The 14,194-nt window shown below is 73.2% G+C and carries 11 protein-coding genes; 6 read left to right on the forward strand and 5 right to left on the reverse strand.

What is annotated here, in order from left to right; translation table 11 throughout:
- Positions 1-179 precede the first annotated feature (179 nt).
- Genes ACZ5ID_RS25515 through ACZ5ID_RS25530 form a run of 4 tightly spaced genes read left to right on the forward strand, consistent with a single transcriptional unit; the run spans position 180 to position 4,398 of the window.
- Positions 180-2,927, forward strand: coding sequence for a sensor histidine kinase (locus ACZ5ID_RS25515; protein WP_468902137.1), 2,748 nt, complete (start codon positions 180-182; stop codon positions 2,925-2,927).
- Positions 2,924-3,364: a roadblock/LC7 domain-containing protein gene (locus ACZ5ID_RS25520; RefSeq protein WP_468902140.1), complete on the forward strand. Its 441-nt coding sequence runs from the start codon at positions 2,924-2,926 to the stop codon at positions 3,362-3,364. The genes ACZ5ID_RS25515 and ACZ5ID_RS25520 overlap by 4 nt, the downstream gene beginning before the upstream one ends.
- A gap of 10 nt (positions 3,365-3,374) precedes the next feature.
- Positions 3,375-3,812, forward strand: a complete 438-nt coding sequence (locus ACZ5ID_RS25525) for a DUF742 domain-containing protein (protein ID WP_406555444.1) — start codon at positions 3,375-3,377, stop codon at positions 3,810-3,812.
- Positions 3,793-4,398, forward strand: coding sequence for a GTP-binding protein (locus ACZ5ID_RS25530; RefSeq protein ID WP_406555443.1), 606 nt, complete (start codon positions 3,793-3,795; stop codon positions 4,396-4,398). The genes ACZ5ID_RS25525 and ACZ5ID_RS25530 overlap by 20 nt, the downstream gene beginning before the upstream one ends.
- A gap of 95 nt (positions 4,399-4,493) precedes the next feature.
- Here ACZ5ID_RS25530 and glpK read toward each other — a convergent pair whose 3' ends face one another.
- The 4 genes from glpK to ACZ5ID_RS25550 all read right to left on the reverse strand — a co-directional run bounded on the left by glpK (position 4,494) and on the right by ACZ5ID_RS25550 (position 8,874).
- A complete protein-coding gene (gene glpK / locus ACZ5ID_RS25535) occupies positions 4,494-6,005 on the reverse strand; it encodes a glycerol kinase GlpK (protein WP_468902143.1) in 1,512 nt (503 codons plus the stop codon).
- A gap of 335 nt (positions 6,006-6,340) precedes the next feature.
- The gene (locus ACZ5ID_RS25540) at positions 6,341-7,537 is read right to left on the reverse strand and encodes a lipid-transfer protein (protein ID WP_468902145.1); all 1,197 of its coding nucleotides are present in this window, start codon (positions 7,535-7,537) and stop codon (positions 6,341-6,343) included.
- Positions 7,534-7,962 carry a Zn-ribbon domain-containing OB-fold protein gene (locus ACZ5ID_RS25545; protein WP_468902205.1) on the reverse strand — a complete coding sequence of 143 codons (429 nt, stop codon included), beginning with the start codon at positions 7,960-7,962 and terminating at the stop codon, positions 7,534-7,536. Before ACZ5ID_RS25545 ends, ACZ5ID_RS25540 begins: the two co-directional genes overlap by 4 nt.
- Positions 7,963-8,067: 105 nt before the next feature.
- Positions 8,068-8,874: a M15 family metallopeptidase gene (locus ACZ5ID_RS25550; RefSeq protein WP_468902147.1), complete on the reverse strand. Its 807-nt coding sequence runs from the start codon at positions 8,872-8,874 to the stop codon at positions 8,068-8,070.
- A gap of 92 nt (positions 8,875-8,966) precedes the next feature.
- Between ACZ5ID_RS25550 and ACZ5ID_RS25555 the strand changes: the two genes are divergently transcribed.
- Complete coding sequence (locus ACZ5ID_RS25555; RefSeq protein WP_468902150.1) at positions 8,967-9,494, forward strand: NUDIX domain-containing protein; 528 nt, start codon at positions 8,967-8,969, stop codon at positions 9,492-9,494.
- 11 nt (positions 9,495-9,505) lie between these two features.
- Here ACZ5ID_RS25555 and ACZ5ID_RS25560 read toward each other — a convergent pair whose 3' ends face one another.
- Positions 9,506-11,863 carry a glycoside hydrolase family 31 protein gene (locus ACZ5ID_RS25560; protein WP_468902153.1) on the reverse strand — a complete coding sequence of 786 codons (2,358 nt, stop codon included), beginning with the start codon at positions 11,861-11,863 and terminating at the stop codon, positions 9,506-9,508.
- A 218-nt stretch (positions 11,864-12,081) separates the two neighbouring features.
- On the opposite strand from ACZ5ID_RS25560, the gene ACZ5ID_RS25565 reads away from it, so the two are divergent.
- Positions 12,082-14,070 (forward strand): acetoacetate--CoA ligase, encoded by a 1,989-nt coding sequence (locus ACZ5ID_RS25565; protein ID WP_468902156.1) that lies wholly within the window; start codon positions 12,082-12,084, stop codon positions 14,068-14,070.
- Positions 14,071-14,194: the final 124 nt, after the last annotated feature.

Raw genomic sequence — 14,194 nt, forward strand, 5'->3', positions numbered from 1 at the left:
GAACCGGCGGGCCGGGGGACGTACTCGGCCAACGCCGGTAGGTGATCTCACGTAATACCAGGACAACCCATGATCAACTCCCTTGAGCGCGGCCGAAAATCGTCCGGACGTGCCTTCGAGTCGGCTGTGTGGCAGTAGTAGGCTCACGCCGTTTGTTGACGGTTGATCTGGGGGAGGCCATGCGCTTTCGCGGGAAGTCCATCCGCAGGAAGATCGTGGCGTTGCTGCTGGTGCCGCTCGTCTCCCTCACCGCCCTGTGGGGATTCACGACCTACATCACCGGCCGCGAGGCCAACGAGCTGTTGAACGTCACGTACATCGTGGACAAGGTCGGCTCCCCGATGGAGGACACCGTCCAGGTGATCCAGGAGGAACGCCGCCAGACGCTCGTCTACCTCGCCGACCAGCGGGCCGCCGACGCGCTCGCCGCGCTGCAGGGCCGCCGCCGGGACACCGACCGCGCCGTGGCGAAGATTCGTTCCGCCGCCGGTGACTCCCAGGTCCGCGACGATCTGCATCCGGCGGCCAGGGCGCGGCTGAAGACCGTCCTGGAGGAGTTCGACGGCATCGGCGATCTGCGCCGCCAGGTCGACCGGCGCAGTGTGAACCGCGCCCGGGCCCTGGAGGCGTATAGCGGGATCATCGACCCCTGCTACACCTTCCTCACCAACCTCCACGCGCTCGAGAACGTGGACATGGACAAGCAGGGCCGCGCGGTCGTCGGCCTCGCCCGGGCCCGCGAGATGCTGGCCCGCGAGGACGCGCTCGTCGCCTCCGCGCTCGTCGCCCCGCCCCAGTTCACCTGGAACGAACTGCGCGAGGTGGTCAACCTGGTGGCCAACCGCACCCTGCTGTACGAGATCAGCCTGGAGAACCTGCCCGGGGGCGAGCGCGAGATCTTCGAGCGCTTCTGGGCCGCCGCCGGCTCCGAGTCGCTGCGCGCCGCCGAACAGAGCATCATCACCGCGGGGCCCACCAAGAACCCGCGCATCGACCTGGCCCGCTGGCAGCAGACGGCCACCCCGCTGCTCGGCCGCCTCTCCCAGGCCGTCTCGGACGCCGACGACCGCTACCGCGACCGCGTCCACCCCGTCGCCTTCAACGTCCTCATCAAGGCCGGCGTCGCGGGCGTCCTCGGCTTCCTCGCCCTCGTCTTCTCGCTCTTCCTCTCCGTCCGCATCGGCCGCGAACTGATCCGCGACCTCACCCGGCTGCGCAAGGAGGCGCACGAGGTGTCCGGCGTGCGCCTGCCGAGCGTCATGCGCCGCCTCGCCGCCGGTGAACACGTCGACGTGGAGACCGAGGCACCGCGTCTGGACTTCGAGAAGGACGAGGTCGGCCAGGTCGGCCAGGCCCTCAACACCCTCCAGCGCGCCGCCGTCGAGGCCGCGGTCAAACAGGCCGACATGCGGCGCGGGGTGGCCGAGGTCTTCGTCAACCTGGCCCGCCGCAACCAGGTCCTGCTCCACCGCCAGCTCACGCTCCTGGACACCATGGAGCGCCGCACCGAGGACACCGACGAGCTCGCCGACCTCTTCCGGCTCGACCACCTCACCACCCGTATGCGCCGCCACGCCGAGGGCCTGGTGATCCTCTCCGGCGCCGCCCCCTCCCGCCAGTGGCGCAAGCCCGTCCAGCTGATGGACGTGGTCCGGGCGGCCGTGGCCGAGGTCGAGGACTACGAGCGCATAGAGGTCCGCCGGCTGCCCCGGCTCGGCGTGGGCGGCCCGGCCGTCGCCGACCTCACCCACCTGGTGGCCGAACTCCTGGAGAACGCCACGGTGTTCTCGCCCCCGCACACCGCCGTCCAGGTGCACGGCGAGCGGGTGGCCAACGGCTTCACCCTGGAGATCCACGACCGGGGGCTGGGCATGACGCCCGAAGCGCTCCTCGACGCCAACCTGCGCCTGGCGGAGACCCCCGAGTTCGAGCTCTCCGACACCGACCGGCTCGGCCTGTTCGTGGTCAGCCGGCTCGCCCAGCGGCAGAACGTCCGCGTCTCGCTCCAGCCCTCCCCGTACGGCGGCACCACCGCCGTCGTCTTCATCCCGGCGGTCCTGCTCACCGACGCGCCGGACACCAACGGCACCGGCTTCCGCCTCGACCGCAAGGCGGCGGCCCAGGGCGACGCGGCCCGGCGCCGCGAGCGGGACGCCGGACCCCGCGCGCTCTCCCCGCTCCCGCTGGGCGTCCCCGACCGCGCCCTGCTCGACGGCCCGGTAGAACTGGAGGCTCCGGTGGACCCGTTGGAGCTGGACGCCCCGGACGGCCAGGGCGCCGACGAGCGCGACGCCGTGCACGGCGGCTTCCCCGGCGCGGCCCGCGAGTTCCCCGGTGAGCGCCGCCGGCAGCAGCAGACGGCCGACGAGGGCGCCGGGGCACCGGCCCACGCCCTCGGCCCGGTGCCGCTGCCCCGGCGCCGTCCGCCCGCGCCGACGCTGGTCAGCGACCACGGGCGCCGGGTCGACGACCAGCCGGGCCGCGACCACCCCGCGCCCGCGCCGGAGCCGTTCCGCCCCGTCGGGCCGGGCCTGGAGCGGCGACGGGCCGACGCGCTGCGCGCCAGCGGGCTCGTGCCCGCCCCGGCGCCCGAGCCGCTGCGGCGGCCCGCCCCCGGCCGCGAGAGCGCCGACGCGACCGCCGCGCCGGGCGCCCTGCCCCGCCGGGTCCGTCAGGCCAGCCTCGCCCCGCAGCTCAAAGAGACCTCCGCCGAGCCCGCGGACCGCACCGGGCCGGGCGGCCCGGGCGCTCAGCCGCAGCCCGAGCGCGACGCAGAGGAAGTGCGCAACCGTATGGCGTCGATGCAGCGTGGCTGGCAGCGCGGGCGTCGGCACAACGCGATGACCAGCGCAGAGACCACAGCCGACGGGCCCGACCAGGCCCTGGGCGGCGTACGACGCAACACATCGGAGGGGGACGGTCGATGACCGCACCGAAGTCCGCAGCACACGACGTCATCGAGAAGGGCGCCGGGGAACTCAACTGGTTGCTGGACGAGCTGGTCGACCGGGTCGGCTCCATCCGCAAGGCGCTCGTCCTGTCCAGTGACGGCCTGCCCACCGGCACGTCCAGGGACCTGACGCGGGAGGACGGCGAGCACCTGGCCGCCGTCGCCTCCGGCTTCCACAGCCTCGCCAAGGGCGTCGGCCGCCACTTCGACGTGGGCGGTGTCCGCCAGACGGTCGTGGAGCTCGACGACGCCTTCCTGTTCGTGACGGCCGCCGGGGACGGCAGCTGTCTGGCGGTCCTCACCGACGCCGAGGCCGACGTCGGTCAGGTGGCGTACGAGATGACCCTGATGGTCAAGCGGGTCGGGGCCCACCTCACCACGGCACCACGGACCGGCCTGCCCACCGCAGGGTGAGCGCGACGGTATGAGTGACGCAGACCAGCGGGCGCCGGGCGGTGGCCCGCAGCAGCCGGACCGGGTGCCCCAGCAGCACCACTGGTTCGACGACGACGCCGGACCGGTGGTGCGGCCGTACGCGATGACCCGGGGCCGCACCAGCAGCGTCGGACAGCACCGGCTCGACCTGATCGCGGTGGTGGTGCCCGAACCGGCCGCCGACGACCCGGGGCGGGACCACTCGCTGTCGCCCGAACACGTCGAGATCGTCGAACGCTGCGTCGGCACCCCGCAGTCCATCGCCGAACTCGCCGCCGGACTCGACCTTCCCGTCGGCGTGGTCCGCGTCCTGGTGGGCGATCTCGTCCAGGACCAGCTGGTGCACGTCTCCCGACCCGTTCCGCCGGCCGAGCTGCCGGACGAGTCCCTTCTCCGCGAGGTGATCAATGGCCTTCGGGCGCTCTAGCCGCAGAAAGCGGCCCGTCGAACCGGTGACCCTGAAGATCCTGGTGGCGGGCGGCTTCGGCGTCGGCAAGACCACGCTGGTGGGCGCGGTCAGCGAGATCCGGCCGCTGCGCACCGAGGAGCGGCTCAGCGAGGCCGGCCGGCCGGTCGACGACGTCGCGGGGGTGGAGACGAAGAGCACCACCACCGTCGCGATGGACTTCGGACGCATCACGCTCCGCGAGGACCTGGTGCTCTACCTCTTCGGCACACCCGGCCAGGACCGCTTCTGGTTCCTCTGGGACGAGCTGGCCCAGGGTGCGCTGGGCGCGGTGGTCCTCGCGGACACCCGGCGCCTGGAGGACTCCTTCGCGGCGATCGACTACTTCGAGCGCCGCGGGCTGCCCTTCACGGTGGCCGTCAACTGCTTCGACGAAGCGGCCCGCTACCCCGCCGACGCGGTGCGCTCCGCGCTCGACCTCGACCCCGAGGTACCGCTGCTGATGACGGACGCGCGCGACCGCGAGGCCGTCAAGGACGTCCTGGTCGCGGTCGTGGAGCACGCCATGGTCCTCTCCGAGCGGCGCCGCCGGGCGGTCTCGATCTGAGGCCCGCGCGTCCCGTACGCGAGGACACGGCCCGTACCCCCGCCGACCGGGGTACGGGCCGTGCGCTGTGAGGGGGCGGCGGCTGCCCCGGAGCCCTAGGGCGTGTCCTCCTCGTGCCAGCCCAGGCTGCGCTCCACCGCCTTGCGCCACCTGCCGTACTCGCGCTCGCGCGCCCCGGCCTCCATCGCGGGCCGCCACTCCACGTCCTGCCGCCAGTGCGCCTTGAGCTCGTCCAGGCCCGACCACACCCCGGTGGCGAGCCCGGCCGCGTACGCCGCTCCCAGACAGGTCGTCTCGGAGACCTTCGGCCGGATCACCGGCACACCGAGCACATCCGCCTGGTGCTGCATCAGCAGCCCGTTGACGGTCATCCCGCCGTCGACCTTGAGCGTGGTGATCCGCACCCCGGAGTCCTGGTACATCGCGTCCACCACCTCGCGCGTCTGCCAGCTCGTGGCCTCCAGGACCGCGCGGGCCAGATGCGCCTTGGTGACGTACCGGGTCAGCCCGGTGACGACACCGCGCGCGTCGGAGCGCCAGTAGGGAGCGAAGAGGCCGGAGAAGGCGGGGACGATGTAGGCGCCGCCGTTGTCCTCGACGCTCGCGGCGAGTGTCTCGATCTCTGCGGCGGTGCGGATCAGACCGAGCTGGTCGCGGAACCACTGGACGAGGGCGCCGGTGATCGCGATCGAGCCCTCCAGGCAGTAGACCGGCGCCTGCTCACCGATCTTGTAGCCGACGGTGGTGATCAGGCCGTTCTTGGAGGGAACGGGCCGCCCGCCGGTGTTGAGCAGCAGGAAACTCCCGGTCCCGTACGTGTTCTTGGCCGTGCCGGTGTCGTAGCAGGCCTGCCCGAAGACCGCCGCCTGCTGGTCGCCGAGCGCGGCGGCCACCGGCACGCCGGCCAGCCGGCCGACCGCCGTCCCGTACACCTCCGCCGACGACCGGATCTCCGGAAGGATCGCCTCCGGGACGTTCATCGCGGCCAGGATCGAGGAGTCCCACTGGAGGGTCTCCAGGTTCATCAGCATGGTCCGCGAGGCGTTGGTGACGTCGGTGACGTGCACACCGCCGTCCGTGCCGCCGGTGAGGTTCCAGATGAGCCAGGAGTCGACGGTCCCGAACGCGATCTCGCCACGCTCGGCGCGGGTGCGCAGACCGGGTACGTCGTCGAGCAGCCAGGCCGCCTTGGGGCCGGAGAAGTAGCTCGCCAGCGGCAGTCCCGTGGCGTCCCGGAAGCGGTCCTGGCCGTCCTCGCCGCCGAGCCGGGCACAGAGCGCGGAGGTCCGGGTGTCCTGCCAGACGATGGCGTTGTGCACCGGTTTGCCGGTCGCCCGGTCCCAGAGCACGGTCGTCTCGCGCTGGTTGGTGATGCCCAGCGCGCTCAGCTCGTCGGCGCGCATCCCCGCCTTGGCCAGTGCGCCCGCGACCACCGCCTGCACCTTGGACCAGATCTCGGTGGCGTCGTGCTCGACCCAGCCGGGCCGCGGGAAGATCTGGCGGTGCTCGCGCTGGTCCACGGCGACGACGGCGCCGCCGCGGTCGAAGATGATGCAGCGGCTGGAGGTGGTGCCCTGGTCGATGGCTGCGACGAACTTCTCCGTCATGGCTACCCCTAGGTCTGAAGGCTGCGCGGGCCGAGATCGCGGGCCGGTCCGACCGGGAAGGCCCCGGTCCTCCGTGCAGGGTGGGCGCTGTGCGTGGCTGCGGAGCCGGGGACGAGGGCCCGTCGGTCCCCGCCCGGCATCCGTGACGAGCGTGCCCGTCCGGCGGAATCGCCCCGTGGGGGAGCGGCCCGGCGACCGCGTACGGGGCACGCGGCCGGGAGCCGGGGAACGGCGACGCCGAGAGACAACGGGAAGTGTTCACCGGCCGTGATGGAGCGTCAAGGTCGCCGACAGCACCGGCCGCCGGGGGCCCGCGGCGCCCGGCGGCCCGGCGCTCAGCGCACCGCGATCACCGACGAGCCGTGCCCGAACAGGCCCTGGTTGGCGGTGATCCCCACCCGCGCCCCGGGGACCTGCCGCTCGCCCGCCGTGCCCCGCAACTGCCGGGTGAGCTCGCAGACCTGGGCGATCGCCTGGGCGGGCACGGCCTCACCGAACGATGCGAGACCCCCGCTCGCGTTGACCGGAACACGACCTCCGAGCGCCGTCGCGCCCTCCCGCAGGAGCTTCGCGCCCTCGCCCGCACCGCACAGCCCGAGATCCTCGTACCACTCCAGCTCCAGAGCGGTCGACAGGTCGTACACCTCCGCCAGCGACAGGTCCTCGGGCCCGAGCCCCGCCTCCTCGTAGGCGGCCCGTGCGATGGAGGCACGGAAGGAGTACGGCGGGGGCTCCACCGCGAGCGCCGAGTCGGTGGCGATGTCCGGCAGGTCCAGGACCGTGTTGGGGTAGGTGGGCGTGACCGTGGAGACGGCCCGGATCCGGACCGGGTCCGCGGCTCCGTGTCCGCGCGCGTAGTCCATGCCGCACAGCACCAGGGCGGCGGCCCCGTCGGAGGTCGCGCAGATGTCGAGCAGCCGCAGCGGATCGGCGACCACCGCCGAGGCGGCCACCTCCTCGGCGGTCACCGCCTTGCGGTAGCGCGCGTACGGGTTGAGCGCGCCGGCCGCCGCGTTCTTGACCTTCACGCGCGCGAAGTCGTCGACGGTGTCGCCGTACAGGGCCATGCGGCGCCGGGCGTACAGCCCGAAGTACGCCGGGTTGGTGGCGCCCAGCACCCGGAAGCGCAGCCAGTCCGGATCGTCGGGCCGGTCGCCGCCCGCGGGCGCGAAGAACCCCTTGGGCGCGGCGTCGGCGCCCACCACGAGGACGACCTCGGCCATGCCGGAGAGGATCTGCGCCCGCGCGGTGCTGATCGCCTGGGCCCCGGAGGCGCAGGCCGCGTAGACGGTCGTCACGCGCGCGCCCTGCCAGCCCAGCGCCCGCGCGAAGGTCGCCCCGGCCACATACCCGGGGTATCCGCCGCGTACGGTACCGGCGCCCACCACCGACTGGACGGCGGACCAGTCGAGCCCGGCGTCGGCGAGCGCGGCCCGGGCCGCGACCGTCCCGTACTCGACGAAGCCGCGCCCCCACTTGCCCCAGGGGTGCAGACCGGCGCCGAGGACCGCGATGTCGTGCGTGCCGCTCATGCCTGAGCCTCCACGGGCCGCCAGTGCCAGGTGGTCCAGACGGTCCCGGCGTCCTCGTGGAGCACGCCGGGCACCACCTCGACCTCCATCCCGACGGCGAGACCGGCGGTGGTCACCCCCGGCGCGGCCTGCCCCAGGACCACCATCCGCTCGGCCTCCAGCTCCACGGCGACCAGTACGTACGGCTGCCAGAGTGCTTCCGGGTCGGAGACGTAGGGCGCGGGCGGGCGGTAGCGGCCGTCGGTGTACGACCAGACGCGCCCGCGCCGGGACAGCGGCACCTCGGTCAACTCCCGGCCGCCGCAGGCCGGGTTGCGGCAGAGGACGTCCTCGCGGGGGAAGAACACGCAGGCGCAGTCGGAGCACCGGGTGCCGAGCAGCCGGAACTCCTGGTCCTGCGCCTGCGTGAACCAGCCCGCCACCACGGGCGTGCGCGTGCGCGTCAAAACCCCTCCACGGCTCGCAGCTCTATTTCTGACGGGACGTCAGAAGTGTGCCACGGGTGGCCGCACTCCGGCAGGGGGCGTCGCTCAGCGGTGCCCGGCCACCGAACGCCAGGCCACCGGGAAGTCGAAGTACGTCTCCGGGAACGGCTCCGGCTGGTACGTGAAGTGCCACCACTCCTGGGGGATGCCGATGAATCCGGCGTCCTGGAGCGCGCCCTTCAGGAATTGACGGTTGGCGCGCTGGACGCCCTGGACGCGGGGGTCGTCGGTGTGCGACAGGGTGTCGAAGCAGTCGAACCCGGTGCCCATGTCGACGGAGTTGTCGGGGAAGCGCTGGTCCTTCGGCGCGAAGCACGGCACGAGCGGCTGCCCGGGACGGTAGGGCGGCGTCGGCCGCGCGGGCAGCTTGACGAGGGTGATGTCCACCGAACTGCCCCGGCTGTGCCCCGACTTGGCCGCGATGTACACGTCCTCGAACAGTCTCGACTTGTCGACAAGCGGATAGAATTCGGTCTTCATTCTCTGATCGTCGAGGTCCTTCGCCCAGTTCACGAAGGTGTCCACGGCCCGCTGCGGCCGGTAGCAGTCGTAGACCTTCAGCGAGTAGCCCTCGCGGAGCAGCTTCAGCTGCGCCCGGTGGAGCGCCTGGGCCGCGTGGCGGGTCAGGATGCACACCGGCTGGCGGTAGCCGTCGATGGGTCGGCCCACGAAGTTGTGCGGCGTGATGTAGCGCATCTCCTGGATGATCGTCGGGTCCACGGTGGCCAGCGCCACGAACTCGGCCGGCGCCTTCGGTTCGGGCACGGCCCGCGCGGGGGACGAGGCGGCGGTCACGGCGAGCAGGGCGGCGGCAGCGGCGAGCACGCCGCGCACGGTTGATCGAATCGTCATGGGCACACCCTTCAGCACACAACAGGGCGACGGATAGGCGGAGTTGGGGCAATGTGACCCGATGGCCGAAGACCGTCGGTTAAAGTCCGCGCGTGACCGGGACCCCGAAGACCTCGAAGCAGCCTGTGAAGGACTCGCACTGCGCGGCGTGCGGATCGCCCTACCCCGCCGCCCCGGCCGGCTGGCCACGCCTCTGCGCGGCCTGCGGGACCGTCACCTACCGCAACCCCCTGCCCGTCGCCGTCGCCCTCCTTCCGGTGACGGACGCGCGCGGTACGGGACTGGTCGTCATCACCCGCGCCATCGAACCCCACATCGGCCGCTTCGCCCTGCCCGGCGGTTTCGTCGACGACGGCGAACTCTGGCAGGAGGCGGTCGTCCGCGAGCTGTACGAGGAGACCGGGATCGAGGCATCCGCCGCCGATGTCCGCCTCGCGGACGCACTCAGCTCCCCGCGCCACGTGCTCCTGTTCGGCCTGCTCCCGTCCCGTCCGGCGGCCGAACTCCCGCCGTCCGCGCCGACGGACGAGACCGCGGGCTGGCAGATCCTGCACCGCCCGCAGGAGCTGGCGTTCCCCCTGCACACGCAGGTGGTACGGGGGTGGTTCGCGGGGCGGTGAGTGCGGCCGGCTCACCCGCCCCCACCCCGCATCCGCACCGCGTACCCCAGCTCCCGGGTCGCGCCCTCGTGCGTCACGCGCTCCACCACCACCCGGCCCCCCGCCATCCGCGTGGTGAAACGCTCCACCACGGCCGGCTCCCACCCGTCGCCCGCGTCCCGTACGACCAGTCCGCCACCCGGGCGCCCTTCCGCCGGAGCCCACACCTCCAGCTCCACCTCCCCGTCCGCGCCGCGCACCGGGATCACGGAACCGGCCCGGGCCAGCACCGGGATACGGGCCAGGGGCGCGTCCAGGAGCGCCTGGCAGGAGCCCTCGTGGGGCTTCTCGGTCGCCGTGTCGTACCAGCGCCCGCGCGGCAGGCGCACCGCCCGCCGGTCCGTGCCCCGCTCGAAGACGGGCGCCACCAGCAGCGCCTCACCGAGCAGGAACGCGTCCTCGCAGTCCCGCAGCGCCCGGTCGCCCGGCGTGCCCCACCACAGCGGCCGGACGTAGGGCGCCCCGGCCAGCCGGGCGAGCTGCGCCAGCGTCATGAAGTACGGGCGCAGCCGCTCCCGTTCGGTGAGCGCCACGCGCGCGTGGCCGAGCACCTCCGTACCGAACTCCCACGGCTCGCGGCGCCCGGCCCAGAGCGCCGAGTGCGTACGGAAGAACGGCAGCCACGCCGCCAGCTGGAGCCAGCGCAGATACAGCTCCGGCGAGGGACTCCCGTCGAAGCCGCCGACGTCCGGGCCCGAGTACGGCACACCGCACAGCCCCAGCCCGAGCACCAGGGCGAGCGAGGCCCGCAGCCCCGGCCAGCCGGTGCTGACATCGCCCGACCAGGTGCCTCCGTAGCGCTGCATCCCGGCCCAGCCGGAGCGGCTGAACAGGAACGGCCGCTCGTCGGGGCGCAGCCTGCGCAGCCCCTCGTAGCCCGCCCGCGCCATGGCCAGGGCGTACACGTTGTGGGCCTCGCGGTGGTCGCCGCCCGGTCCCTCCAGCGCGTGCCGCGCCGAGCGGGGCAGCGTCGGATCGCCGAAGGGCGCGAACGACGTCGGCTCGTTCATGTCGTGCCACACCCCGGCGAAGCCCTGGTCCAGCCGCTCCCGGTACAGCCCGCCCCACCACTCGCGCGCGCGGGGCTCGGTGAAGTCGGGATAGACGCACTCGCCGGGCCACACCACACCCCGTACCTCGCCCCCGCGCGCGTCCCGTACGAACGCGTCCGCCGCGAGACCGCTCTCGTACACCGCGTTGCCGCGCCGCGCCTTCACCGCCGGATCGACGATCGACACCAGCCGCACCCCGTCCTCGGCCAGGTCCTGGGCGAGGCCCGGCAGATCCGGGAACCGCTCCCGGTCGACCGTGAACACCTGGTGGGCGTCGTAGTGGTCGATGTCCAGATGGAGCGCGGACAGGGGCAGCCGGTGCTCGCGGTACCCGGCGGCCACCCGCCGGACCTCGGCCTCGCTGCCGAAGCCCCAGCGCGCGTGCTGCGGACCCAGTGCCCAGGACGGCGGTACCGCGGGCGCGCCCGTCAGCGCCGTCCACCCCCGCAGCACGCGCGCGGGGGTGCCCGCCACCACCCAGCAGCGCAGCGGGCCGCCCTCCATCCGCACCTCGCTGTGTCCGGCCCGGTCATGACCGGAACCGGCGCCCTCCTCGCCCTCGCGCAGTCGGACCCGGCCGTCCCAGGTGTTGTCGTAGAACGCCAGATGGGTCCCGGCGTCCGCCACCACCAGCTGCACCGGCATCGTGATGTACAGCGGGTCGTCGCCCGGGGCGAAACCGCCGCGCGGGTCGGTGTTCCACAGCCGGTACGTCCCGTCGCGCAGCCGGGGGCCGTGCGCGCGCCCGCCGAGCCCGAACACGCGCGCGTCGGCGGCGATTTCGGAGCGCTGCACCCACCGCCCCGGGCCGCCATCGGCCGGTTCCCACCAGCGCGGTGGCAGCTCGCGGCGGAGCACCATCCCGCCGGGGGTGCGCACCTCCACGGCCCCGTACCGCGACACGGTCACCATCACCCGTTCGGACACCACCCGCCAGCCGCCGTCCGTGTCGGGCTCCAGGACCGCGCGCCCGTCCGGCTCGGGCGCGGGCCCGGCCAGCGCGTAGGACGGCTCGGGTCCGGCCCCGTCCCAGCCCCAGAACACGGCGCCGCCCGCCGCCACCCGCACCTCCAGGTCGGAGCGCGCGAACCGCACCACTCCGCCGCCCGGCCGGGGCTCCGCGCCCCGCACCCGACCCGGCACCCGCGCACGCTCGGGGCCGCGCGCGGGCAGCCCCCACGCGTCCGCGCGGCGCCGCCGCAGGGCGGAGCGGACCGCCCGCAGCCCCTGCACCGAGCCGACCGCCTTCACCGAGCGCACCAGGTCATTGCCGTCCATGCGGCTCACCCTGCCATCCGGATCATGAGCCGTGTGCTCCGTTCAACTTCCGTTCATCCGTGGTGGCACCACATGGACAGGTGCCTGACTATGGGCGGCACACCCTGGTGCGCAAGACGATCACATGGCATCGTCCCTGTGAGCCGCCGCATGCGCACACCCCTACGCGTGTGCGCGCGGCACACGCACACCACGCGTACCAGCCCGGGAGCCGACCCATGACCTCACCAGCGAACGCCGCGCCGCAGCCCGCGCCCCTGTGGCAACCGGGCCCCGACCGCATCGCCGGGGCGCGGATCACCGCGTTCCAGACCTGGGCCGCCGAGCGGTACGGCGCACCGGCCGACGGCGGCTACGAGGCGCTGCACCACTGGTCCGTCAGCGAACTCGCCACCTTCTGGCAGGCCGTCGCCGACTGGTTCGACGTGCGCTTCTCGACCCCGTACGAGACGGTGCTCGCCGACCGGTCGATGCCGGGCGCCCAGTGGTTCCCCGGCGCCACCCTCAACTACGCCGAGCATGCCCTGCGCACCGCCGAGGACCCGGCCCGCGCCGAGGACGCCGCCCTTCTGCACGTCGACGAGACGCACGAGCCCGTCGCCACCAGCTGGGCCGAGCTGCGCCGGCAGGTCGGCTCGCTCGCCGCCGAGCTGCGCGCCCTCGGCGTACGCCCCGGGGATCGCGTCAGTGGCTATCTGCCGAACATCCCGCAGGCCGTCACCGCCCTCCTGGCCACCGCCGCGGTCGGCGCCGTGTGGACCTCCTGTGCCCCCGACTTCGGCGCGCGCAGCGTCCTCGACCGGTTCCAGCAGGTGGAACCCGTCGTCCTGTTCACCGTCGACGGCTACCGCTACGGCGGCAAGGAGCACGACCGGACCGATGTCGTCGCGGAGCTCCGCCGCGAACTGCCCACCCTGCGCGCCGTCGTCCACATCCCGCTGCTCGGCACCCCTGCCCCCCAAGGAACCCTCGAATGGTCATCGCTCACTGAGAGTGACAACGAGCCGGTCTTCGAGCAAGTTCCCTTCGACCATCCGCTCTGGGTGCTCTACTCCTCCGGCACCACCGGACTGCCCAAGGCCATCGTCCAGTCCCAGGGCGGCATCCTCCTCGAACACTTCAAGCAGCTCGGCCTCCACTGCGACCTCGGCCCCGAGGACCGGTTCTTCTGGTACACCTCCACCGGCTGGATGATGTGGAACTTCCTCGTCTCCGGCCTGCTCACCGGCACCACGGTCGTCCTGTACGACGGCAGCCCCGGTTTCCCGGAGACCGGCGCCCAGTGGGGTGTCGCCGAGCGGACCGGCGCCACCCTCTTCGGCACCTCCGCCGCCTATGTGATGGCCTGCCGCAAGGCGGGCGTGCACCCCTCCCGCGACCACGACCTCTCGCGGGTGAAGTGCGTCGCCACCACCGGCTCGCCGCTCCCGCCGGACGGTTTCCGCTGGCTCCACGACGAGGTCCGCGAGGACCTGTGGATCGCCTCGGTCAGCGGCGGCACCGACGTGTGCTCCTGCTTCGCGGGGGCCGTCCCGACGCTGCCCGTGCACATCGGCGAACTCCAGGCCCCCTGCCTGGGCACCGACCTCCAGGCCTGGGACCCGCAGGGCAAGCCCGTGGTGGGCGAGGTGGGGGAGCTGGTCGTGGTCAACCCGATGCCGTCCATGCCGATCCGCTTCTGGAACGATCCGGACGGCAGCCGCTACCGCGACAGCTACTTCGAGATGTTCCCCGGCGTCTGGCGCCACGGCGACTGGATCACCCTCACCGACCACGGCTCGGTGGTCATCCACGGGCGCTCCGACTCCACCCTGAACCGCCAGGGCGTCCGCATGGGTTCGGCCGACATCTACGAGGTCGTCGAACGCCTCCCCGAGATCCGCGAGTCCCTGGTCATCGGCCTGGAGGAGCCGGACGGCGGCTACTGGATGCCGCTCTTCGTCCACCTCGCCGAGGGCGCCGTCCTGGACGATGCCCTCCGTGCGAAGGTCAAGCAGGCGATCAGGGAGCAGCTCTCCCCCCGCCATGTCCCGGACGAGATCATCGAAGCCCCGGGCGTGCCGCACACACTCACCGGCAAGCGCATCGAGGTGCCGGTCAAGCGTCTGCTCCAGGGGACCCCGCTGGAGAAGGCGGTGAACCCGGGCTCGGTGGACAACCTGGATCTGCTGCGCTTCTACGAGGCGGTCGCGCGCAACCGCGCCTGACGAGAGCGCACCCCGGCGGCTCCGCGCGGAGCCCTCTGGGGTCGGCCTTGAACCCGGAGCGGTCCCTTCCTCTCGTGGACCCCACGGCTGGGCAGGAGGATGTGGCCAGGAGTAGGTGAGGTTG

This window comes from Streptomyces sp. NPDC031670, assembly GCF_055580545.1.

Bases quoted from the DNA above. Each gene is read 5' to 3' on its own strand.
- ACZ5ID_RS25515 (WP_468902137.1), top strand. From the start codon at position 180: ATGCGCTTTCGCGGGAAGTCCATCCGCAGGAAGATCGTGGCGTTGCTG.
- ACZ5ID_RS25565 (WP_468902156.1), top strand. From the start codon at position 12,082: ATGACCTCACCAGCGAACGCCGCGCCGCAGCCCGCGCCCCTGTGGCAA.
- ACZ5ID_RS25525 (WP_406555444.1), top strand. From the start codon at position 3,375: ATGAGTGACGCAGACCAGCGGGCGCCGGGCGGTGGCCCGCAGCAGCCG.
- ACZ5ID_RS25560 (WP_468902153.1), bottom strand. From the start codon at position 11,863: ATGGACGGCAATGACCTGGTGCGCTCGGTGAAGGCGGTCGGCTCGGTG.
- ACZ5ID_RS25540 (WP_468902145.1), bottom strand. From the start codon at position 7,537: ATGAGCGGCACGCACGACATCGCGGTCCTCGGCGCCGGTCTGCACCCC.
- ACZ5ID_RS25530 (WP_406555443.1), top strand. From the start codon at position 3,793: ATGGCCTTCGGGCGCTCTAGCCGCAGAAAGCGGCCCGTCGAACCGGTG.
- glpK (WP_468902143.1), bottom strand. From the start codon at position 6,005: ATGACGGAGAAGTTCGTCGCAGCCATCGACCAGGGCACCACCTCCAGC.
- ACZ5ID_RS25550 (WP_468902147.1), bottom strand. From the start codon at position 8,874: ATGACGATTCGATCAACCGTGCGCGGCGTGCTCGCCGCTGCCGCCGCC.
- ACZ5ID_RS25520 (WP_468902140.1), top strand. From the start codon at position 2,924: ATGACCGCACCGAAGTCCGCAGCACACGACGTCATCGAGAAGGGCGCC.